This window comes from Scopulibacillus daqui (assembly GCF_016908855.1).
GTDB classification, from domain to species: domain Bacteria; phylum Bacillota; class Bacilli; order Bacillales; family Sporolactobacillaceae; genus Scopulibacillus_A; species Scopulibacillus_A daqui.
Window position 1 is genome coordinate 15,873 of sequence record NZ_JAFBER010000017.1, and the last position, 24,050, is coordinate 39,922.

The 24,050-nt window shown below is 39.0% G+C and carries 18 protein-coding genes and 3 pseudogenes; 12 read left to right on the forward strand and 9 right to left on the reverse strand.

Annotated features, from left to right (window positions below):
- Nucleotides 1-3 precede the first annotated feature (3 nt).
- The 3 genes from JOD45_RS11735 (at nt 4) to argH (ending at nt 3,327) form a co-directional block, all read left to right on the forward strand.
- Nucleotides 4-918: a carbohydrate ABC transporter permease gene (locus tag JOD45_RS11735; RefSeq protein WP_205004087.1), complete on the forward strand. Its 915-nt coding sequence runs from the start codon at nt 4-6 to the stop codon at nt 916-918.
- 26 nt (nt 919-944) lie between these two features.
- On the forward strand, nt 945-1,772 hold the full coding sequence (locus JOD45_RS11740) for a carbohydrate ABC transporter permease (RefSeq protein WP_205004088.1): 828 nt from the start codon (nt 945-947) through the stop codon (nt 1,770-1,772).
- Between the two features lie 61 nt (nt 1,773-1,833).
- Nucleotides 1,834-3,327, forward strand: coding sequence for an argininosuccinate lyase (argH, locus tag JOD45_RS11745; RefSeq protein ID WP_205004089.1), 1,494 nt, complete (start codon nt 1,834-1,836; stop codon nt 3,325-3,327).
- A gap of 19 nt (nt 3,328-3,346) precedes the next feature.
- Here argH and deoD read toward each other — a convergent pair.
- The 4 genes and pseudogenes from deoD to JOD45_RS11765 form a co-directional block, all read right to left on the reverse strand.
- Nucleotides 3,347-4,052: pseudogene (gene deoD / locus JOD45_RS11750) on the reverse strand (purine-nucleoside phosphorylase).
- Nucleotides 4,053-4,209: 157 nt separating this feature from the next.
- Nucleotides 4,210-5,721, reverse strand: coding sequence for a class I adenylate-forming enzyme family protein (locus tag JOD45_RS11755; protein ID WP_205004090.1), 1,512 nt, complete (start codon nt 5,719-5,721; stop codon nt 4,210-4,212).
- 426 nt (nt 5,722-6,147) lie between these two features.
- Entirely contained in the window at nt 6,148-6,465 is a 318-nt protein-coding gene (locus JOD45_RS11760) for a thioredoxin family protein (protein WP_205004091.1), read from the reverse strand.
- A gap of 90 nt (nt 6,466-6,555) precedes the next feature.
- Nucleotides 6,556-9,684 carry an efflux RND transporter permease subunit gene (locus JOD45_RS11765; protein ID WP_205004092.1) on the reverse strand — a complete coding sequence of 1,043 codons (3,129 nt, stop codon included), beginning with the start codon at nt 9,682-9,684 and terminating at the stop codon, nt 6,556-6,558.
- A 223-nt stretch (nt 9,685-9,907) separates the two neighbouring features.
- On the opposite strand from JOD45_RS11765, the gene JOD45_RS11770 reads away from it, so the two are divergent.
- Nucleotides 9,908-10,234 carry an iron-sulfur cluster biosynthesis family protein gene (locus JOD45_RS11770; RefSeq protein WP_205004093.1) on the forward strand — a complete coding sequence of 109 codons (327 nt, stop codon included), beginning with the start codon at nt 9,908-9,910 and terminating at the stop codon, nt 10,232-10,234.
- A gap of 114 nt (nt 10,235-10,348) precedes the next feature.
- On the opposite strand, the gene JOD45_RS11775 is transcribed toward JOD45_RS11770, so the two are convergent.
- A complete protein-coding gene (locus tag JOD45_RS11775; RefSeq protein WP_205004094.1) occupies nt 10,349-11,260 on the reverse strand; it encodes a hydroxymethylglutaryl-CoA lyase in 912 nt (303 codons plus the stop codon).
- 316 nt (nt 11,261-11,576) lie between these two features.
- Between JOD45_RS11775 and JOD45_RS11780 the strand changes: the two genes are divergently transcribed.
- The 5 genes and pseudogenes from JOD45_RS11780 to JOD45_RS11800 all read left to right on the forward strand — a co-directional run bounded on the left by JOD45_RS11780 (nt 11,577) and on the right by JOD45_RS11800 (nt 15,760).
- Nucleotides 11,577-11,915, forward strand: coding sequence for a VOC family protein (locus JOD45_RS11780; RefSeq protein ID WP_205004095.1), 339 nt, complete (start codon nt 11,577-11,579; stop codon nt 11,913-11,915).
- 382 nt (nt 11,916-12,297) lie between these two features.
- Nucleotides 12,298-13,689, forward strand: a complete 1,392-nt coding sequence (locus JOD45_RS11785) for an MFS transporter (protein ID WP_205004096.1) — start codon at nt 12,298-12,300, stop codon at nt 13,687-13,689.
- A gap of 223 nt (nt 13,690-13,912) precedes the next feature.
- Nucleotides 13,913-14,430: pseudogene (locus JOD45_RS11790) on the forward strand (alpha/beta fold hydrolase).
- Nucleotides 14,431-14,456: 26 nt separating this feature from the next.
- A complete protein-coding gene (locus tag JOD45_RS11795; protein ID WP_205004097.1) occupies nt 14,457-15,119 on the forward strand; it encodes an MOSC domain-containing protein in 663 nt (220 codons plus the stop codon).
- 272 nt (nt 15,120-15,391) lie between these two features.
- Entirely contained in the window at nt 15,392-15,760 is a 369-nt protein-coding gene (locus JOD45_RS11800) for a VOC family protein (protein WP_205004133.1), read from the forward strand.
- Nucleotides 15,761-15,874: 114 nt separating this feature from the next.
- On the opposite strand, the gene JOD45_RS11805 is transcribed toward JOD45_RS11800, so the two are convergent.
- The gene (locus JOD45_RS11805; protein ID WP_205004098.1) at nt 15,875-16,561 is read right to left on the reverse strand and encodes an MBL fold metallo-hydrolase; all 687 of its coding nucleotides are present in this window, start codon (nt 16,559-16,561) and stop codon (nt 15,875-15,877) included.
- A 1,625-nt stretch (nt 16,562-18,186) separates the two neighbouring features.
- On the opposite strand from JOD45_RS11805, the gene JOD45_RS16605 reads away from it, so the two are divergent.
- A complete protein-coding gene (locus JOD45_RS16605; RefSeq protein ID WP_380897259.1) occupies nt 18,187-18,303 on the forward strand; it encodes an Imm70 family immunity protein in 117 nt (38 codons plus the stop codon).
- Between the two features lie 229 nt (nt 18,304-18,532).
- On the forward strand, nt 18,533-18,988 hold the full coding sequence (locus JOD45_RS11810; RefSeq protein ID WP_205004099.1) for a site-2 protease family protein: 456 nt from the start codon (nt 18,533-18,535) through the stop codon (nt 18,986-18,988).
- A gap of 90 nt (nt 18,989-19,078) precedes the next feature.
- Here JOD45_RS11810 and JOD45_RS11815 read toward each other — a convergent pair whose 3' ends face one another.
- The 3 genes from JOD45_RS11815 to JOD45_RS11825 all read right to left on the reverse strand — a co-directional run bounded on the left by JOD45_RS11815 (nt 19,079) and on the right by JOD45_RS11825 (nt 23,239).
- A complete protein-coding gene (locus JOD45_RS11815) occupies nt 19,079-20,014 on the reverse strand; it encodes a glycerophosphodiester phosphodiesterase (RefSeq protein WP_205004100.1) in 936 nt (311 codons plus the stop codon).
- A gap of 103 nt (nt 20,015-20,117) precedes the next feature.
- A complete protein-coding gene (gene glpT, locus JOD45_RS11820) occupies nt 20,118-21,491 on the reverse strand; it encodes a glycerol-3-phosphate transporter (protein ID WP_205004101.1) in 1,374 nt (457 codons plus the stop codon).
- Nucleotides 21,492-22,246: 755 nt separating this feature from the next.
- Nucleotides 22,247-23,239 (reverse strand): zinc-binding dehydrogenase, encoded by a 993-nt coding sequence (locus tag JOD45_RS11825; protein ID WP_205004102.1) that lies wholly within the window; start codon nt 23,237-23,239, stop codon nt 22,247-22,249.
- A 162-nt stretch (nt 23,240-23,401) separates the two neighbouring features.
- On the opposite strand from JOD45_RS11825, the pseudogene JOD45_RS11830 reads away from it, so the two are divergent.
- A pseudogene (locus JOD45_RS11830) lies at nt 23,402-23,966 on the forward strand (cysteine hydrolase family protein).
- The last annotated feature ends 84 nt before the right edge of the window (nt 23,967-24,050 follow it).

The window sequence follows — 24,050 nt, forward strand, 5'->3', positions numbered from 1 at the left end:
GCCATGTCGGATATTAAAAAAGGCCATGTACGCAAAACAATGAAATTAAAGACAAGAAAGACTTTGATTGCTTATTCATTCTTGACGGTGCCATTATTGTTCTTTTTATGTATCCGGATTTTTCCGACTTTATATGCGTTTTCGCTATCGTTTTCACCGGAAAATAGATCGGGTTTTACGCTCGATAACTATATTCATCTCATCCATGATAAAGTGTTTTGGCGTTCAGCCGTCAATACGCTTCTTTATGTCGCTATTACTGTTCCAGTTCAAATAGCAATTGGAATGATTCTGGCTTTGGCGATTAACAAGGTTCATCGGCTTCAGGGGTTTTATCGGATAGTCTATTTTATACCTTATATGACATCCATTGTTGCAGTCAGCTGGGTATGGCGGCTTATGTATGATCCGAACACAGGGTTTATCAATGAAATGTTAAGTTGGTTCCACATTCCTCCCCAAGGTTGGTTAACTGATCCGTCGGAAGCGCTCATTTCCGTCAGCATGATGATGATTTGGCAAGCGATGGGTTTTTGTATGTTAATATTTTTGGCCGGACTGAAGGCTATTCCAAAACAGTTTTACGAGGCAGCGCAAATTGACGGGGCCGGGAAATGGCGGATGTTTTGGAGCATCACGTTCCCCTTATTAAACCCGACTATAATATTTCTGGCGGTCACAGGCGTGATTACAGCGCTCCAAACATTCACTCAGATTCAAAACTTAACAGCAAGCAGCAGCGGGGATGCCGGCGGCCCTTTAAACAGCACATCGAGCATAGTTATTTACATGTACAATTCAGCATTTAACGACTTTAATATGGTTTATGCTTCTGCAATAACCGTTGCACTTTTTATTCTCATACTTATTGTTACTTTCATTCAGTTGAAAGTTCTAAGCAAAAACTTCGAAGATTAATTTAAGCGCCTAGGAGGTGACTGGGGATGAAGAAACGCATAGATATCGGCGGTCTTTTGGTTCACATCTTCTTATGGGCGGGACTTATCATTGTGGTTTTTCCGTTTGTATGGATGATCTTATCTTCTTTTAAAAGTCTGCCGGATTTTTATCATTTCTCGTTTTTGCCGGATAAACTTAACTGGTCAGGCTATAAGTATATCTTTGAAGAAACGGATTATTTACGCTGGTATCTGAACAGCATCGTTGTTGCTGTTGTCGTGACGATCAGTTGTCTCATATTTAATTCATTAATTGGATACGTACTGGCAAAGTATAGATTTCCAGGGGCAAAGGCGATATTTATCGTGATTCTCAGCACATTGATGATACCGACGGAATTGTTGGTTATACCTTGGTATGTGGCGGGCAGCAAGCTGCATTGGGTGAATACTTATTGGGGCTTAATGCTGCCGGGGATGATTGAAGCATTCGGTGTTTTCTTAATGCGCCAATTTATGATGAGTATCCCCGACGATATTTTAGATGCAGCACGAATTGACGGCATGGGCGAACTAAGGATTTGGTGGCGGATTGCACTGCCTCAAGTCAGACAGGCGATGGCGGCCATGGGGATTATTACTTTTCTTGGCAATTGGAACGCCTATCTATGGCCGGTCATTGCAACCTCAACCGCAAACATGCGAACACTGCCTGTCGGTATTTCATTGTATTCGACTGCTGATGCAGGGGGCATCCAATGGCATGTGATTATGGGGATGAGTACATTGGCTGTGATTCCTATGATGATAGTCTTCTTGATTTTCCAGAAAAAGATTGTTGAAGGCATTTCTTTGACTGGGGTAAAAGGATAATATGGAATATTCTGTTCAAATGACATTGGCGAGGCTATAAAACAAAGGAGTGTTAAGGTCAATGTTAAATCCTGATGATTTTATCAAAACAGAGGGCTCCGCATTCCCTGGGCGCACTTATATCGATGAATTATTAAAACCTATTTTTTATGATCAAAGAAATCATTTAACCGACGCTATGTTTTCGCTGCACAGAGCTCATGTTGTGATGTTAAGGGAGCAACAATTATTATCGGCATCGGATACTAGAGATATTTTGGGCGGCCTCGAAAAATTAACATCCGTGAACTGGCAAGCGGTCGAATATGATCCGAATTATGAGGACTTATTTTTTATGATGGAAGCGAAGCTTGGCGAGCTGATCGGCGGCGATTTAGCAGGAAAAATGCATATGGCCCGAAGCCGCAACGATATGGGCGAAGGCATGTATCGATTGGTTGCCAGAAAATATCTATTAGCCTTGATCCGGGATGTTAACCGTTTAAGTGAATCTCTTCTTGATCAGGCTGAAAAACACATTGAAACCGTTATGCCTGCTCACACTCATACACAGCCGGCTCAGCCGACAACATTTGGGCATTATTTAGTCGCTGTTTTTGATCATTTACATAGAGACGAAAAGCGTTTATGGGCCGCTTATCAAACGGTTAACCAGTCGCCGTTGGGCGCCGCTGCGATGACAACGACAGGATTTCCAATCAGCCGCGAACGAGTGGCGGAACTGCTGGGCTTTAAAGGACTCGTCGAAAATTCTTTTGACGCCATAGCAACAGGCGATTATTTAATAGAAGCAGCTATATCTATCGCTTGTCTCATGATTAACACAGGCCGCTGGATTCAGGAGTTCCTCAGATTTTCAACAAAAGAGGCCGGTTTATTGCATGTAGCGGATCCCTACGTGCAAATTTCGAGCATCATGCCGCAAAAGCGCAACCCGGTATCAGTCGAGCATTCCCGGGCACTGGCAAGCAGCGCTGTCGGTGAAGCCATGGCGGTGATTCAAATGCTGCATAATACACCGTACGGGGATATCGTCGATTCGGAAGATGATTTGCAGCCGCATCTTTACAAAAGCTGTCATAAGGCATCGCGGACTTTGCGTTTAATGAACGCTGTCGTACAAACGATGTCTATTGACGTTGACCATGCGGCTAAAGAAGCTGGGAATCATTTAATCACGATTACAGAATTGGCTGATGTGTTAACTCGTGATCATGGTCTGCCTTTTCGTAAAGCTCACGGCATCGCCAGCAAAATTGCTAAAAAATCAGCAGAAGAGCATAAAGAGCTGTACGAGTGGCAAGCAGATGACATTAATGAGATTCTGGACGGGGTTAAATTATCAAAAGAAGAATGGCAGGGCATTATTGATCCCAGCGTTTTCGTTAAGAGACGGTCTATTCGCGGCGGGCCTTGTCCATCTGAAGTAAAGCGAATGATTGATAACCGCCGCTTAAAAATTAATAAGAGGGTGAACAGGTATATTGAAACAAAAAAAGCGTTAATGAACGCAGAAGGTCTTTTGCGAAATTGTGTCACATTATATATGAAATAGAGGGGGAGGATTGTCCCCCTTATTTTATGGCTGTTTCCAATGAGATATTTATCATATCGTTAAATGTTGTTTGCCGTTCTTCCGCTGATGTTTCCTCACCTGTAAAGAGATGGTCGCTGACTGTTAAAACGGTTAAAGCACTTGCGCCATATTTAGCAGCCAATGTATAGAGGGCTGTTGTTTCCATCTCAACGGCAAGAACACCGTAGTCCCCTAATTTTTTCATTATATCCATGTTATCGCGATAGAAAATATCAGATGACAAGATGTTGCCGACCTTGACATTTAATCCTTTTTCAACAGCGGTATCGTAAGCTTTTTTGAGCAAATCAAAATTCGCACAAGGCGAGTAGTCAAATCCGGGAAAGGTTTGATTATTCATATGTGAATCAGTACATGAAGTCATGGCAATAATAACGTCACGAATTTTAACATCAGGCTGGATGCCGCCGCATGTACCGACGCGAATCAAACGTTTGACACCATATTCGCGAATTAGTTCGTTAACATAAATTGAAATAGAGGGAATGCCCATACCTGAACCTTGAACAGAAATACGCTTCCCTTTATATGTGCCGGTATACCCTAGCATACCGCGAACCTCGTTGTAACAGACAGCGTCTTCTAAAAAAAGTTTCTGCGATATATTTGGCGCGAAGCGGGTCGCCAGGCAGAAGAATAGTATCCGCGATGTCGCCTTTCTTTGCTTCAATATGTACACTCATTTTAATGCCGTATCCTAGATGATTAAGATACGGTCTTCACCTCCCATCATCTGAAAAAAACAAATATATCTTCATTTTATTTTAAATTTATAGCGGTTACAATAAAGAACAAATGATTAATATGAAAAAGAACCCTGTAACAGGGTTCTTTGCATCCTTATTGTTTTTGCAGAGCGAGTTCCTTGAGTTCTCGTTTTAAAATTTTGCCTAAACTGTTCTTAGGAAGACGATCGACAAATTCAACTTCTGGAATTTTATATTCGGAAAGCCTTTCCTTGCAGTAGTTTAAAATATCTTCTTCAGTAAGAGGGCTGCCTGATTCCTTAACGATATAGGCCCGCGGCACCTCTCCCCAAAAGTCATCAGGTATGCCGACAACAGCTGCTTCTAGAACGCCATCGATGTCATGAATGACTTTTTCTACTTCACCGGAAAAGATATTTTCGCCTCCATAGACAATAACATCTTTGTAGCGGTCCATAATATATAAGAAACCGTCCTCATCAAATTTGCCGGCATCACCCATATAGAACCAGCCATTTTGAAGCACTTCTTTTGTTGCTTCAGGATCTTTCCAGTAGCCTTTGAAAACATAAGGGCTTTTAACAATGATTTCCCCGACTTCTCCTGCAGGGAGTTCTTGATGGCTTTCCGGATCAACAATTTTAACCTCGACATTTTGTATTGGTTTGCCGACGGAATCGATTTTATCGTACCCCATATCCGGATGCCATACGCTGACAGCCCATGCTTCTGTACTGCCGTAACCTTGTGTTAAAGAAATGCCGTATTTAGCATAATCCCTAATTAAGCTTGCAGGGACTTTTGTACCGCCGCACGAAGCTGTTTTAAAAGATTCAAACGTTCTATTTTGCTTTTTTAATTCCTCTAACATGTAAGTGTATGTTGAAGGAAAGCCCATCATCGTGTTAATTTTTTCTTTGTCGATCATATCCCATATAGCCTCAGGGTCAGCATCAGAGAGACAAACCACTGTGATGCCATAATAAACGCCATTCAAAATATTAAGGCATGAACTCATATGGTAAAAAGGATGAACGCCGAGATAACGCATACCTGGCTTAGTGTCCCTTAAGGAGCCGGTTTCAGTAAACCATGCGTAAAGATTTTGATGGGTAATGACACAGCCTTTAGAATTGCCGGTGGTTCCGGAAGTAAATAAAATAATAGCCGGATCTTCACTATCGATGCTCACAGTCGGTTCATCTGTTGGCTGTCCGGCGAGTAAATCATTAAAAGCAGGGACAGTCTCCATACCGATGCCGGTTAAAATCATTGAAGGAATCATTTGCTTTTCGTTAACAGATGAGAGGTTTTCCATATATTCTTCATCATAAAATAATACCTTAGGCTGACATTTTTTTATGACACCTTCCATTTCATAGGCTGTCATTTGCCGGTTTAAAGGCACCGCAATTGCTCCGATTTTAATTGCTGCCATCATGATGATAGGGAATGGATAGTTGTTTTTGCAAACAATAGCTATGCGATCGCCCCTTTGGACGTTTTGTTTCAATAAATAATGAGCAAGCTGGTTAACCTTTTCATTATATTCCTTAAAAGACAGCCGTTCGCTGCCGCCGACTAATCCTTCTATTTGAGGTGTTTGATCTGCTCGGTCTTTCAAAAAGGCTTGAATTGTTCCCATCTGTTATCACTCCAATAATGATCGTTAATGTTATTTTTGCTGGATATTGAGCTGATTATCAATTTTTTAATGTGTTATATAGCGGTGAAATGCTGGAAGAAAATTAGTTTACACTAGTAAACCTTTCTATATTATTTTGCTACTCTAGTGAGAGAAATTCAATTAAAAAGGATTGATGCTGAAGAAAAACGAAGAGTCGCTATATTTATTTAAATGTGATTATTATGAAAAAAATAACGAGAGCTGTCCAATAAGTCATTAAAATAAGTTCAAAAAAGATTCTAGAATTAATTTCTCCTGCGCCTGAATCTCACTGATTGATTTTGATGATGTCCTATTCGGTCTTCTCGTGCCCCGATAAATATTATAGAGCCCAAATAAAAGCCCCATGTCATTTTATTTGACATGAGGCATCATATTTTTTCTTTATTTTTCTACGCTATCCAAAAAGTTGCGTACTGATTCCGGTGTTTTGGCATTAGCGCTGTGAAGATGAGCTATCTTTTCGCCGTTTTGGAAGACAAGCAGGCTTGGAATTCCCATCACTTCATATTTATCGGCAAGTTCAGGAAGCTGGTCTCTGTTAACTTCATACCAGTCAAAGTTGTAGTCCTTGATAATGTCATCTATAAACATGTTAAGGCGCTTGCAATCAGGGCACCAATCGGCTTCGAATTTAACAACGACTGGTTCATTGCTATTGATCGTTTGATTGAAGGATTCAGTGGTTTCAATAGGTTTCATATCTTTCAACTTCCTTTCAAAAAATCATTAATTACCCTTAGCATACCAAAAAGTTGTGAGATATAATAATTTTTTGCTTTAAAAAATGGTCTAGTCTTGTTGTTCCTTTTTGGCTGTTTTCCTAAAGAATAACTCATACAGCACCGGCAGCAAGATGAGCGTTAAAAGGGTTGAAGAGGTTAGTCCGCCGATAACGACAACGGCCAGCCCTTTAGAAATTAACGTGCCTTCAGAAGTAGATAACGCAAGCGGAATCAAGGCTGTGATAGTCGCAAAAGCGGTCATAAGGATCGGCCGCAAACGGGTTTGCCCGGCTTCAAGAACAGCTTCTCGGACCGTCATGCCTTTTTGGTTTCTGTTTTGTCCAATCCGGTCAATAAAGACAATGGCGTTAGTCGTGACAATGCCGATAAGCATCAGGACGCCAATCATTACGCTGATCGACAGCGGCTCTTTTGTTATTAGAAGTCCAAGAATAGCGCCAAAAGGGACAAAGACAAGGGAACTTAAGACAACAAACGGTGTTCTCGCTTTGCCAAAAGTGATTAACATGGTGAGATATACAAGACCTATGGCAATAACTATTGCGATGATAATGTCTTTAAAGGCTTTCGCTGTATCGTCGCTGCCCCCGCCGGTTTTAAAGGTGACATGATTCGGCAAGTCAACATGGTTTTTAACACCCTTGGTGACATCGGCGGTTGCTTTGGCAATGTTATCGCTCGTTATATCAGCTGATACGCGCGCGTATATTTTGCCGTCCAATTTTTGAATAGCAGTTAAAGCTTTTGTTTGTTTAACATCAGCGATTTCAGAGAGCGGTACAATCCCTTTTTGCGTAAAAATAGGCGTATCCTTTATTTGTTTTTCCGAGTGAATGTCTTTGTTATAGGATAGTTTAATTGAATTTGAGCTTTTGAGTGAAACGTCATCAATGGTTACCGGCTGTGTTTGATCGTTAACAGCGCCTAAGATTGCTGCGCTGGAAACACCGTATTCCGACGCTTTTTTGGGATCCACTTGTACAACCCATTCTGTTCTCTTTTCTGTTAAATTGTTTTTTACTGATTTTAGGTCGCTTCGCTTTTTCATATAATGTTCAACATCAGAAGCAGCTTTTTCCAGTGCGTTTATATCTTTTGAGTAAAGATCAATATTGACATTATTATTGGACGGTCCAGTCTGGGATGACATGTCTTGAACATTGATTTCCGATCCGGGAGCTTTTTCTTTAGCCATGTGATTTAATTTTTTTGTGAGCGCTTTGACTTCATCTTCAACATCGACACTCTTCTTTAAGGTAAGGAAGTAATTAATGACATTATCGCTTTTCACGCCAGTTTGAAAGTCGCGGCTGCCAACTTCCGACGAGATGTCTTTTATTGTTTTCCTATGCTTAAGATATTTTTCAATATCCAATGAAACATCATTCGTTTTATCCAAAGAAGTTGCTGCAGGCAGATTAATCGTCGCAACGGCTATTTTCTGTTCGTCATTTGGCAAAAATGTAAAACCAAGGCTTGGCACCGCCGCAAATGAACCGATAAGCAGCAGCAACGAAACAATTATGACAATAATCTTATGGTTAAGCGCTTTTTGTACCAGCCAAAGATAAGCTTTTCGTATCGGTCTGAGCCAATCCCATCTTTCTTCCTTTTGACCTTCATGTTTAAACGAAAGTTTTGCGAATATCGGAACAATTGTCACAGCAACAAACAAGGAAGCAAGTAAAGAAAATACGATTGTCAAAGCGAATGGCAGGAAAAACTTTCCCGTAATGCCGCCGACAAATCCAAGTGGTAAGAATACGACAATTGTTGTAATGGTTGAAGATGTAATGGCTCGCAAAATTTCTTTTGTAGATTCGCTGATTAAGTGATTGGACGGTTTTTTCTTGCCGCTCTTTTTGATCCTTCGATAGATATTTTCTATGACGACAATGCTGTCATCAACGACACGCCCAACCGCTACCGCCATGCCGCCTAATGTCATAACATTTAAGGTAATGTCCATGCCCTTTAGACAAATCGAAGAGACGAGCAAAGACAGCGGGATTGAGATAATGGCAATGAGTGTTGCACGGATGTTTTTTAAGAAAATCAGTACAGCAATCGAAGCAAATAGGGCGCCGAGCAATCCCTCGCGAACAAGGCTCTTTACTGATGCTTTAATGCCTTCGGCTTGACCAAAACCAACAGCATAATTGACTTGATCATTGTATTTATGCAGGACATCCATGACTTTGTTTGAAACATCAACAGTGTTGGCTGATTGCTGCTTTGACACGGCTATTGAAATCGCCGGTTTTAGATTGTATCGGGTATATTCGGTTTGGTCTTTTACTTCTTTTATTTCAGCAATGTCGCCGAGCTTAACAGCTGGTGTCTGCGATCCTGGATTTACAGCTTGTGAACCCATGCTTGGGGAGACGCTTTTGCCCGGTGAGCCGGCTTGCGGATTTTGCATGTTTGATGGAGCTGGTCCGCCTCCGGGTTGTATTTGCAGATTTTTCAGCGCGTTAATGTCTTTTAACTTTTCATCAACTTTAACAGGAATTTCGGTATGGCCTTTCGTAACTGTTCCGGCCGGCAAAGAAACAAATTTGTCTTTTATCGCATTCTCGATGGCGTTCAGCGATATACCTGCCTGTCGAGCTTTGTCTTTATCAACAATCACATTTAAGTAGCGTTCCTTATCTCCGCCGGCAGAGACGCTGCTTACTCCCGGTATTCTTTCTAAATCTGGTACAATATCATCATTGACCAATTTATTAATGTTTTCATTGCCTTTTGCAAATAAAGAAATACTGTATATCGGCAATGCGCCAAAGGAAAATTGGTTAACTTCAGTTGTAGCGTTATCCGGCAAATGAGCGCTGTCTATGAGTTTATTGACTTCACGCTCCATTTTATCCATATCGGTATTAAAAGGGAATGTTAAGTTGATGATACCTGTATTTTCGTAACTCGAGCTTTGCATTGTTTTTAAATGGCTTAAACCTTTAAACTTATCCTCAAGCGGTGTGATGACTTTATCGTCGACGTCTTCTGGTGAAGCTCCGGGATAAGTCGCTTGAATAGATAACTGCGGAAAGGTGGCATCCGGCAGCAAATCCATTTTTAAAGATGAAAAGGAATAGACGCCGCCGATGAGAAGCAAAACAGCAATCAGAACAATCGCTACAGGATTTTTTAGGCTGAAACGGGTTATCGCATTCATTTTCACTATCCTTTCTGTAGATATCACACATGATTCAGTATATCGAAAGTTTAAAAAATTACAATATAGGAATGATAAAGATCAGTGCGATAAAATATTTTTAGAGAATATTTAATGAGTCGAAACGAAAAATTCAAAGGCGAATATTCTCGGCTAAACTCAGGCTCATCACATATAAATGGCGGGCGGTACAAAGATCAATGGAAAGAAGAAGGGGAGAAACATGGACATTAAATTTACTAATAAAGCTAAAGAAATTATTAAAGGGAAACTAAAAGAAAACACAGCCAGCGGCTTTTTAAAGTTGATTTATGATACCGTTGGATGCGGCTGCGTTAATGATGGCGTGATACATCTTGCCTATGTTTCTGAAATAGAGCCTGATGATATAAGAGTCGATACGAATGAATGGCCAGTATATATACAGGCGCAATTTGAAATTTATTATAATGAAGAAATGACTATCGATTATTTGGATAAATATCAATGTTTTCAATTAAAAAGCCCGAATCAAATCATGAACCCGAGAATGAAATGGGTCAAAAGCTAAAAGGCTGGGAGAGTGAAGGCTGACGTTAAAATGTCAGCCTTTTGTTTGTACTATCAGCCTTTTATTCAGTGCAGATCAGAGCGTTTGAAAAGCAATCACTAAGTATAAGTGCAGCTAAGCCTCTGTTGATGCTGTTGCTTTCTGCAGATGATAGAGTTTGCTATCTAATGTTCGTGTCATGAAAGGGGCAACAACATCGACAGCATGAATAACTTTTTCTATATCGACACCAGTGTCAATACCCATGCCATGGAGCATATAAAGAACGTCTTCGGTCGCTACGTTGCCTGTTGCACCAGGGGCAAAAGGGCATCCGCCTAAACCGCCGGCAGAACTGTCAAACCGATCAACCCCCGCCTCAAGGCTCGCATAAATATTAGCAAGCGCTGTCCCTCGTGTATTATGAAAATGGCCGGTTATGAGTATGTTCTTCGGCTGAATTGATTTTAAGCTGTTAAATAACTGATAAACTTCTTTAGGCGTAGCCATGCCCACCGTATCAGCTACGCTTAATTCATTCACGCCGCAATGCGCAAACGCTTCGCATAACTTTATTGTTTTTTCTGCAGGCACTTTTCCTTCATACGGACAATAAAAAGCGGTAGACACACAAGCCCGTACAAATTTGCCGTTTTGCTTTAAATCGGCAATTAATGGTTTTAATTCTTCTAAACTTTCATCAGTCGATTTATTTATATTTTTCTTGTTAAAAGTATTGCTGACGCCTACGAATACGGCAATGTCATTGGCGCCGGATTGGTAAAAACGTTCAACGCCCTTTTGATTTGGCGCAAGAACAAAATTACGGGTGTTATCTAGACATTGTTCTATGACATCATCAGCATCTTTCATTTGCGGCACCCATTTTGGCGACACAAAGGAGGTTAGTTCCATTTCTTGAATATTGGCTTGCTTAAGGGCTTTTATAAATTGAATCTTTGTTTCGGTCGGGATCGTGTTTTTTTCATTTTGCAAACCATCACGGGGACCGACTTCAATGATCGTGACTTTATCAGGCAGAGACATGATATACACCCCTGTTCTAAATATTCTAATTTCATTGTATACATCAATATTGAAATGAACAACTCAATTGTTTGTATTTTTAGTAAAAACAAAAAATAAACAAAAGGATTAAATAATATTATTATGTAAACTTTAAGGGTGTATAGATAAAGCAAGTTATTTTTCTATATGCTTCATTCAAGTCTTGCAAACATTCGCTTTTTCGATTCCGAAAATCTAGCTAGCCCTACATTGAATCATATGATTTTGAAAGTTTGCTTGGGTTGTCATAACATTAATATCATTGAAGCCACTGATTAAAAGAAAGGGTGTAAAAATGAAAGTTAAACATCTCAATCTAACTGTTACAGATGTTCCGGCTGCTCGGGATTTTTTAGAAACTTATTTTGGCATGACATGCAAAACCAGTAAAGGAGATGGCTTTGCGGTTATGCTGGATGACGATGGTTTCATTCTGACTTTAATGAAAGGAAGAGAAGTTTATTACCCAAAGACCTTTCATGTTGGATTTCCGCAAGAAAACGAAGACCAAGTAAACAAGATTAATCAGCATTTGAAAGAAGGCGGATTTGACGTCAAACCTCCGCAGCATTTGCACGCTTATACCTTCTATGTTAAAGCGCCCGGCGAATTTACAGTCGAGGTTCTCTGTTGAAATTCCTGATATTTAAGAGCAAGCGATGTCCATATATTAAAAATCAGAATGAATATATTGAAAAAGACCGCTGGACCATTTGGACAGCTGAAAAATAGATAGGTTGGCGTTCTTCTTGTTAAAAAATTGGGTCAAGTGTGGATGCCGGGTGTTGTACCGAAATTACATCATCATCCCGGAAGAGTGGAGCATACGGGAAAACCAATTGGCTGCGATACGGAATCAATATTGAAATCTTTATAGGCTGGAGCGATGAACAGATATTTTCTGCTAAAGAAAAGGGGGTGATATAACGATGAATGGCTTATGATTTTGCTTTGTGATGAGACACACATTTGCCAAAGGTTCACGATGTTAATTGATTCTTTCGGAGGTGGTTAAGGTGTCAGATGTTTCAGTTGCCGCCCGGTTGAATAACCTCCCGCTCGGTTCTATACACCGAAAGGCAACATTTATTATCGGAGCCGGCTTGTTTTTCGAGTTTTTTGACCTCGAATTATCTGGTGTCCTTAGCTCAGTTATTGGCAAAGAGTTTCATATTACTGCTTCATCATTATCACTATTACTAAGCTCTGCATTTTTTGGTATGTTCTTAGGGGCAGTTTTGTTAAATGGGATGGCTGATAAAATCGGCCGTAAGAAAGCATTTATGGTGAACCTTCTCATCTACTCCGTATTTACTTTTGCGGCTGCTTTCAGTCCTAATGCTGCCATGCTGGTTATTTGCCGCTTCTTAGCTGGTATCGGAATCGGGGCATTGCCTCCTCTGTGCGATACTTACTTAAGCGAATTATTGCCGGTCTGCAATCGCGGACGGATTATGGCTTGGGCTTATACATTGCAATTTTGTGCGTTTCCAATTGAAGGGCTTCTGGCCCGTTGTCTTGTTCCATTGCATATAGGAATCGACGGCTGGCGGTGGCTATTTATTATTGGATCTTTAGGCGCAATGATTGCCTGGGCATTGCAGCAAAATCTGCCGGAATCTCCCCGCTGGTTAGAGGCGATCGGGCGCAAACAGGAAGCAGAGCAAGTTATGCAGCGGTTCGAGAGTCAATCCGGCTTCGAAAGACACAGCATTGAGAAGGCTGCTTCGGCTGAACCGAAGATACTGCAAGAAAAACTGCCTGTTTCCACGCTATTCAATAAGGACTACCGCGGGCGTACAGCCATGTTATGGGTTTTTCAAATATTTCAATCAGTCGGATATTATAGTTTTGGCACTCTTGTTCCGCTTGTTTTGGCTGCCAAAGGTTATAATGTCACTGATACATTGACATTTACCGCTTTAACTTTTTTGGGATACCCGCTTGGTTCTCTTATCTCACTGCCGATTGTGGAACGAATACAACGTAAATGGCTGATCGTTTTAGCTGCCTTTTTTATGGCATTATTTGGCATCCTTTTCGGTATATCGACTTCCAGCGGTCTAATCATTGTTTTTGGATTTTTATATACGCTTGTCAGTAATATTTTTTCCAACGCCTATCATATTTTTCAAGTTGAAATTTATCCTACTTCCTTGAGAGCAACCGGCGCGGGAGTTGGATACAGTTTAAGCAGATTGAGCAGCGGGGCAATGCCTTTTATATTGGTGCCGTTATTAAACAATAGCGGATCGACGGCTTTATTCACTGTTGTGGCTGTGACTATGGTCATCATCATGCTTGATATAGGCATTTTTGCACCGAATACAACGTCGAGATCTTTAGAAGAAGTCAATCAAATGTCCCCGTCAAGTTCCCGGAACGACAACGCTTCAGTGCCTTATTGATCGTTATGTAAAAAGGAGAGAGACTAAGAGACTATAAGTTTCTATGTGTCTAAAAACGGAGTTAAAGCGGGGGATCACCTCCCAATTTTTTATGTGTTTAAATCTATTTGCCGGAATGAATGATTGATGCACATCCATGAGGAAAAAAGATCGATATAAAGGATATCGTCCATGGCTGTCGAATTTAATGGTGCAGGATAAGCTATAGGGAAAGGATAACCTTATGGATAAATGGAAAAGAAAGATGGTCAATACTTCTCGCGGAACATTTGAAGTGTTCTTTAAAGGCAGGGGAAGGCCGATTTGCGTCACTCACCATTACTCTGAATTTAACAGCAGCGGCGATCATTTTTATTAAAAAACCCGGATTTGACCGAGGCAGAGAGGCGAAAACTTGCGAAAGAGCGAACAAAACTATCTTTACATCATCCAAATAAATTTGAAGACCTATTTTCGCCTCACATACATAAAAAAATGTCTGCCATTAGAATGGATTTTTTTAGCAGGGCATTATTTTTATACGATATTACCAAACAATTATCAAGAATTTCCGTAAAAACTCTGATTATTTGCGGAAAACATGATGTTCAGTGTCCGCTTAATTTTTCAATTGAAATAAGTGAATGTATTGCTGGTGCACGCCTTTATGTCTTCGAGGACAGCAGCCATTATCCATTTTTAGAGGAGCCTCAATTATTCAATAAAGTGGTCGAAGACTTTTTTAAAATCGATAAGATATAAGAAAAATGAAACTGGGAGAAAAGACAATGTCTAATCGAAACATTCAATTAATTAATTTAAGCATTGGACGGCCTAAAATGATGACATATGCCGATAGTAAACAAATGGAAACAGGAATATGCAAGAAAACTGTCAATGAAGCTTTTCTATCAAAGGAAGGATTTAAAGGAGACGGGGTTGCGAATTTAAAGCATCATGGCGGTCCCGATCGTGCCGTTTGCATCTATCCGTATGAACATTATTCTCTATGGGAAAAGGCATTCAATGTTCAATTGCCTCCCTCAGCATTTGGCGAAAACTTAACTGTAGCCAACATGTTGGAACGTGATGTCTGCATCGGGGATACCTATCAAGTTGGAGATGCCGTTATTCAAGTCACACAAGGAAGAATGCCATGTAGTACAATCTCAAAAAGAATGAATCTGCCGAGTCTCCTCGACAGGATAATTGAAGAAGGGTATACAGGCTATCTTTGCAGAGTCATAGAAGAAGGAACAGTGAGAAGGGATTCGTCCATAAGATTGCTGAAACGCCACTCGAAACAAGTGACTGTATTATTTGCGAACCAAATTTATTTTCACAGCCAAAACGATATTGAAGGTATGAAAAAAATCATAGCCGTCGAGGCGTTGGCAAGTGTCTGGCGTCAAAAATTACTGAAAAGGATAGAGAAATTATCAGTTTTCTAACTCTCAAAATCTAGAACCTTTATCATCAAGCAGCAGTAATTTGAAAGCCAAATCACTTATGATAAATAGTTTTGGCTATGCAACATTCTCGGTTTGGGCATTGCCATAGCCAGCGAGCATTTTTCATACCGAGCGCTATATATAGCGTTTGGCAGACTGTTTCGCGTTCCATTCTTGCACTGATCCCCAGCCGATTTAAAGGATTGGATACAAGAAAACATGAAAATGGGAAATTTGACATTACAATAACGAACCGAGAAAGGGCGGGTAAAATGACCTTTGCTTTTAAAGCCATTGATCATATTCAGCTCGCTGCCCCAAAAGGCAGTGAAGACACTGCCAGAAAGTTTTTTAAGGATATTTTAGGATTTGATGAAATAGAAAAGCCTGAAGCGCTTAAGAAAAATGGCGGTGTTTGGTTTAGATTTGGAAATCATCAATTACATATAGGGATTGAAGAACCATTTTTACCGGCTAAAAAGGCGCATCCTGCTTTTGAAGTAGAAAATCTGGAAGAGCTGAAAAAGCATTTAACGACAAACGGTGTCGATGTAATTGAAGACAATAACCTTCCCGGGGCACAGCGGTTTTATATCTCGGATCCATTTGGAAACCGTCTTGAATTATTGGAATGGCTATAAGAAAAACCCCAGAATTGTTCAGAGAAATCTCTGGCTGAACTTGTTTGGGGAACATAAGGGAGCCGGAAATATAATGGGTTTTTTGCCGGCCCAAGAAATGCGATTAACGCGCGGCTATAGAGTGAGCGTCCCGCCATGATAGCAATAATAGGCATCAGCTTTAAGATTTTTTATCTTTCTTAAAGATTGTTCTGCTTTCTTAATATTTAAACAATAGTGCGGATTGGCAATGACCAACTCTTGATTCTCATTAACAGCTGCATCGCCTGTAATGACACTTTGCAAACTTGGAAAATATAATGATATATGCCCTGAAGTATGCCCTGGTGTAGCGATGACTCTGCATTGGTTTTCCAAAATCATATCACCATCATTGACTTTTGTGTCAACGGGAACATGCTTCAAATTTTTTAATTGCTGTATGAAACGGTTGCCGAATTCGATTGCTTCATTCGGCAATTTTCCCAGCATATCTTCGGCTTGTACCAGTCGCTCTGCCTTCATTTCACCGCTTATATATTTTGATTCAGTTTCACTGGCTATAATGTTAATCCATGGATACTTGTTTTTGAAATCATATAAAGAACCTATATGATCATCATCATAGTGAGTAATGATGATATGTTTTAACTGTTTCATTTCGTAACCATGTTTTAAAATTTCATTTTCTATTAAAGTGATAAAATTTGTATACCCAGTATCGACTAAGGTTAGCTCATTGTTCAGTATAATCAAGCTAGGATAAATGATATTTTTTTGTCCATTATATGCAAATTCAATAGGCAGATCTATTATCTTCATTTTCCGTCCTCCTTATATTTACTATACCAAAATTAATCTACCAATCTATTATCAATGACTCTAAGGAGGAGAAAAATATGTCGATAATACTTTAGTGGTAGAGCAAGATGAAAATCGAACGAAGCATCTTCCTGCAATAATGAAAAATACAAATGGAATTTTCCCTAATAAAAAAAGAATTGAAAATGGCAGTTCGATAATGGCATGTCATTTGTTTAGAGATGATAAGAACGATACAAAGCTTATAAATCTCTACTATCTAGGGAGATTATCACATAAAAATAGTGCTTAAAGACTAGTCTGGGTTTGAAAATAGGACTTATTTATCATTGATTGTATAATAGTATAAATATACCATTGTTTGTGGGGATATTACATAAATATACCTTGTATAACAATATATGATATTTTTGTCTGTATTTGATAAATTGCGAATGATGATCAATTTTCGGTTAGGGCAGTAGCCATATATTATCCTAATACATAATAGGGACTGCATTGTCACCACCCCTTTAACTAATACAGCTCTGGTATTATCAGAATTGTTATAATGCAACCTTCCCAAGGGGGATATTACATGTTAGCCATACATCATTTATCTAAGAAATATAGGCTCTACAATATTTGTTGGGGTATGAGAAAAATTAAAACAAAAAATACACGCAAGCTCCTTAATCCTTTACACTTGAATTGACGAGAAACAAGAAAAGAATAGGAGTTGCGTGTATATGCATTTTAACATGATTTTACCTGGATTAGAAGATGGTTATTTTTACTTTGCCTTTAACCTTTATTTTAAATCAGGCGCTGATAACTGTACCAAAAGATTACAAAGTGGATAGTTTTTTTCTAGGAGAAATTTTACATGCCTTTATCTTTTATATTTCATTTAAATGGAGATTTAAAAATGTTTAAAATTCATTCAAAGCAATGCACTTTAAATAAACTAGGAGGATAAATATGGTTTTCAAACCGGCAATTGCAGTTGCATCTTTAATTAGTCTTATTATTTATCCAATTTTTTCTGTGGGCATCATCTTTTATTATATTTTTATGGGCAGATCAACAGATCATTTATTATTTAATAGTTTATCTGTTGTTGTATCTAAAGATACTTCTTTTTCGTTTTCATTCAAACCTCATTTTTTTCTAATAGCATTTGTCCTTTTTGTTATATCATTTTTGATAGCCTTAATATTTACTAATATTAAGAAGGATAGTTAATATTTGAATACAAGTCGAAAAAACTTAAACCAAGACCTTCAAAAAGTCAAAAGAAATAAAGGGGCAGCAGGTGATACAGCAGGTTAAAAGTACAATCGTTTGGGAGCATAAAAATACATAATTGCCGTCAAAAAAACAGCCTTTCCAGTCATCCAAAATGTCCGCTTCATGTCATTGCGAAAAAACACCGAAGTGAGGGGAAACGGAAGGACGAATGAAACAGATTTGGCTAGTGATACTAAACAGTCCGTTATATTCGATATAAGAGGTCAAAAGATATCTGATGAAAGATGAGTTACACGAAAAGAATGATGAAAAAGACAAAGGCGGTGTAGATATAAGATTTTAAAACAAATGATTGAGAGTGAGAAAATGGCCGTAGGGTTTAAAGTGAAATATTATTGCTGCCAAATAAGTCATGGCGATTTTTATATTCATTTTTCTCTACAATAAGCTATCATTTAGAGCCGAATGGTTGGGGGGATAGCTACTCAAAGCCACTAACGTTGAACGACTAGCAGACAATGATTTCGTGTTTTAAGCCAAAAATAGAAAATATAGATAAGATAATAAAATAAAAATGATATTAAATATGAGCGGCTAAGCAAATGATTTATATGTAGAAAGACAAAGATTCCTGGGGCGCAATTGGTGCAAGTTTTGTACTTTTTATATTATTGAGTGTCATTGGGATGCAGATGAACTTTATCACGCTAATACAGCTTAAAATAGGATGGAGGATTTTGTTTGATTAAGTTTTTAATAGATAATTTTATCATTATTTTATTGCTGCTTCCATTAACTAGTCTGATACATGAATTAGGACACGCTTTTTTTGGAAAGATGTTTGGTGGTAAAGTAGTAGAAATATCATTAGGATACGGTCCTAGCCTTTTTAAATTGGGAATTTTCAATATAAATAAGTTCTATTTTTTTTGGGGATATTGCAGGGTTATATTGCCGGATAATAATAGGATTTCAAAATTCCTTTTTCATATAGGTGGTGTTTTATTTAATTTTTTGTTCCTATTTTTTTTGTACGTATTACGTGTTGTTTTCAATGTGCATTCTGACTATATAGGAAATTTAAATATCATAAATTTCGTTATGATCATGACTTGTTTAATCCCAATTAATTATTTTGACAATACACCAAGTGACGGCAAACGATTACTTGAAATAATTAAAAAAGATTCTGCTTAACAAAACATAGGATTCGTAATGATGAATTTAAGTGAACTTAAAACAATTCTTATAAAATATGGGGGCTGTGCCCCCCATATTCGCTGGCTATTATGAGCCATGATATGTTTTTAATACTTTGTTCAAACGGTCTGCATAGTTGGTAAACATTCCTGTTGCTCCCCAGCTTAATAGTCTTCTCATATCATCTTCGTTGTTTACCGTATAAGGGTGAACGAGCAGTCCATTTTTCCTTAATTTTTGTACATATGCTTTATCAATCATATCGAAGTTCATTCCTGCACCGACTGCATATTTTTTGATGTCCTTTATTTCATGATTAGTCATATGTGCGGGTTGATCATAAGAAAGCAGCTGAACCAGCGGAATGTTCGGATCCATCTTATGAATTTTTAACAGGCTGTCTTTGCTAAAGGATTGGATAATAACTTTTCCAGACTGGGCATTCGGCCCCAGCAAATGATATTGTCTTAAGACGTTGAGTAATTTTTTCTCAACCCCAGGGTAAAGCTCAGGATTTTTTGTTTCAATATAGTAATTGGCGTTCCGGCCGAATTTTTTTATCACTTCTTCTAAAGTCGGTACCTTAAGTCCCCGATAAGAAGGTTTCGCATATTCTGGGTATTCTTTATTAAACCATGAACCGGCGTCAAGTTTCTTAATCTCTTTTAGCGTAAAATCCTTGATTTGCCAAGGCGCTCTGTCAGGATAAACCTTTTCAGCATTCGTCGTACGTTTCAACGATGTATCATGCATAACAATAAGGTGGCCGTCTTTGGTCATCTGTACATCCATCTCGAGGTAGTCGGCTTTTAATTTTTTTGCGAGTTGGAATGACGGGATGGTTTCTTCCGGTGCATATCCCGAAGCGCCGCGATGACCAATGACCAAAAATTTTCCGTGAGGCAGAGCGGAGTGCCCATTATTTTCTTTAGCAGATGCTATAGATCCTGCAGAACCTGTGATAACTAAGCCAATCATCAACAACATCACTGTCAGTTTCCTCAAAAAAACGTTTCCCTTCATAAAAAACACAACCCCTTTCTCGTTTTAAATATTGAAATGTTCATCCGTGAAAAGCCTAAAAACTTTGCAATTTAATAGATTAATAGATTTTGAATGATTATGATCACATGGATGGCGTTTTCTTGTTTTGGTTATGTATTTTCATTTCTTTTTTACCGGTATTCCAAGTTAATCCCATAAAAAACATTGCTAAAACGCAAGAAATAAGAATCATTAAGAATCCGCCATTCCAGCTGAAAAACTGAACGATGTAACCCATTGCGGCATTGGAAAGTACAGCTCCTCCTAAATAACCGAATAATCCAGTTAATCCCGCAGCCGTACCTGCAGCTTTTTTTGGAGCTAAATCTAATGCATGCAATCCGATAAGCATGACGGGGCCATAGATCAGAAATCCAATCATTATGAGTGCAATGTTATTAATCCATACATATCCTGGAGGAACAACCCAGTAAACAAGGACAGCAATGGCTACGCCAAACATAAAAATGACTCCTGCTGGTGCGCGGCGCCCTTTGAACAGTTTGTCGCTGATCCAGCCGCAAAGCAGTGTACCCGGAATTCCGGCATATTCATATAGAAAAAAAGACCACCTGGAACTGGAATTCGTGAAACCTTTCACTTCTGTTAAATAAGTCGGCGCCCAATCAATAACGCCGTAACGGACAAAGTAAACAAAAATATTGGCAATGGCAATATACCAAATAAACTTATTATTCAAGACATATTTCAGCAAAATCTCTTTCGTTGATAATTCCGTTTCGTAGCTTTTTTTGTCATCAGTAGGGTAATCGTTCCGGTATTCCTCGATAGGAGGCAAACCTTCAGATTGCGGCGTATCTCGTATGGTAAGAAAAGCAAAAATGGCAACGGCGATGGCTATTAATGCAGGGAAGAAAAAGATACTTTTCCAAGTGAGAAAGATAGCAATCCCCAAAGTTGCTAATGGAGCAATAACTCCGCCGCCAACATTATGCGCGACATTCCAAATGGACATCTTTCTTCCTCTTTCATTGACAGAGAACCAATGAGCCATCACTCTGCCGCTGGGAGGCCATCCCATGCCTTGTGCCCAGCCATTGATAAACATTAAGGCGAACATGAACGCAAAGCTTGTTGTAACAGCTGGAATAAATCCGAAGATAAGGTTGACTACTGCAGACAATATCAAACCTGTTGGCAAGAAAAGCCTTGGATTCGTTCGGTCAGATACTGTTGCCATAACAAATTTACTGATCCCGTAAGCTATTGACAGCGCTGATGCGATCAAACCAAGCTCGCCGGTTGAAAATCCTTTATCTAATAGATAAGGCATCGCCAGCGAAAAGTTTTTTCTCACTAGATAATAGCCGGCATACCCGATAAATATCCCCAGAAATACTTGTAATCTAAGCTTTTTGTATGTTGGATCAATTTGATTGTCTGGCAGCCTCTCAATATGAGGGGCGGGTTTATAAATATGAAACGGATTTTTCATAGATTCTATACCTCCTTTGATAGTTGAAATATGATTTGAAGGTTAAGGGCTTACATTTCCAAAAATTCAAGAATACTAAAACTTTAAAAAGATCTAGCAATCAAATGATTTAGCCAGAGGCAAATGACTTTTTATTAAATAATTATCCGTACACCCTAAAATCCCTGCTGAAATTTAACGGAATTTGGCAACTGCTTCCTGATAGAATACTTAAGAGACTTCTGCTATTCTTTTCCTATTCTCATCAATCACCCCTTCCAAAAATAAAAGAGACCACAAGTTATCCTTACCATCAGGCAAGGAATGCATTGTGATCTCCCAAATCTCATTCACAAAAATTAACTTGTAAAGATATAATATAAAAGAATTTGGCAATAATCAACCAGTTTCGATAGATTTGATGAACAAAATATATGCTTTTTTATTTCTTTTCCTTTTGTCTCTCTTTCAGTCTTCTATTTAGCGTCACTTTTTTCAGGGGGTATAATCCTTCCAAAATATTTATTATTTTACTTGCCGTCACTGCCGGAAGATCAACAACATAAGGTCTAGGACAAAACGTATACGTGATCTGGAGCGGGAAAATGCCATATTAAAAAAAGGGCCCCACTAATGAGGCCCTGACTTATGGCATACGGCTTGTTTTATCATATTCATTTCCGAATGAATATGTACAGGTGAATACACTGTTTTTCTTCATTTTTTATTTTTTAAAGAGAACTTCGGATTCATTCCTGATGATTTTTCTTGATTTTTTATTCATCGATAAGCAAAGCTATTTTCCCAAATTGAGCAGCATGTGCCATCCTTTTAAAAGCTTCAATTGCTTCGGATAAAGGATAGCTTTTGTCGATGATTGGCTTAAGGGCATGGCGCTTCATAAAGTCCATCATTTTGCCAAATTCTTCACCGCTTCCCATTGAGGTTCCGATAATGCTTATTTGCGGATAAAAAAGGGAACGTAAAGGGATTTCTATTTTATCTCCTGAACTCGCTCCAAAATTTACGATCCGGCCATTTGGTCTCAAGATTTCAAAGTATTTTTGGAAAGTTGCTGGTCCGATGCTGTCGAGAACGATATCAATTTTATTTTCCTGAATACTTTTTGTCCAATCACTGTGACTGTCAAACGCATAGTCAGCACCGTATGCCAATGCTTTGTTTCTTTTATCCTCGCTCCGGGATGTAACACTGACTGTTGCTCCCGCAGCTTTAGCCATTAATAAGGCAAAGGTCGCCACACCGCTGCCGACGCCTGGGATTAAAATGTGTTCGCCTTTCCTCAGCCCTCCCTTGGTAAATAGTGCCCGATAAGCAGTCAGCGCAGATAAAGGCAAAATGCCGGCCTCTTCCCATGACAGGTATGAGGGTTTTTTTACAGCATTTTTGGCGGGAATAATCACATATTCCGCAAATGTACCATCGGAGGGACCGCCTAAAATTTTTGGATTCTTTGGAACGGAATCGGTGAAATCCCAATCGATGCTGGGATTGATGATAATTTCTGCACCCACCGTCAGCTCTGATACGCCTTCTCCAACCTCCGTTATAATGCCGGCGCCGTCAGAACCTGGAATAAAGGCAGGATCGCCTTTCTTTCTATTATTAATAACAAACAAATCGCGATGATTTAGTCCAGCAACTTTCAATTTTACTTTAACTTCGCCATAACCAGGATTTCTGTCCATCGCATCAGCGTATTTGAGCCCCTCTATACCGGTCTTATCATGATGTATGATAGCTTTCATCGAATGCCTCCAGAAAATGTTTTAGATTGGTTTAATATACACTTTACAAAGTAAAATTCTAAAAGTCTAGTAAAGAACTCATTTATTTAGTAGAATAGTTAAAATAATAGGGCAATAGAAGAACAAATATAATCGGATATCGTTCTTTAAGGAGGCCATCATATGCAAAAACTGCCTGAAAATACGGCGCTATTAATGATTGATGTGCAAAAAGGGTTTGATGATCCTTCATGGGGAGAAAGAAATAATCCTGATGCAGAGATGAACATTGAAAGCATTCTAAACACATTTAGAGAACCCGGTCATCCTGTTATTCACATTCAGCATTTATCAAAGAATCCCGATTCAGATTCTTCCGGAAGCGAGTTCAAAGATCATGCAAAGCCGAAACATGGAGAGCCAATCTTTCAAAAGTGCGTCAACAGCGCCTTTATCGGTACGGATTTGGAATATTATTTAAAAGAAAACGCCATATCATACGATAGTCATTGCCGGCCTGACAACAGACCATTGTGTATCAACAACAGCCAGAATGGCAAGAAATCTTGGCTTTAATGTTTATGTCATTTCCGATGCAACGGCAACATTTGATAAGGTCGGCTTTGACGGCGCCCGGTACCCGGCTGAAGAGGTCCACAAAGTCAATTTAGCAAGTCTGCATAATGAATTTGCGACGGTAACAGATACTGAAACTTTGCTTAAACACTTATCATTTATCAGACGGTAAGGTTTTACTATTATGGGAAAAAGAGGGGAAACATGGGTAAAACGCTCGATTCAAATAAAAAACACTGAAAAAGTTTTAGAAAAG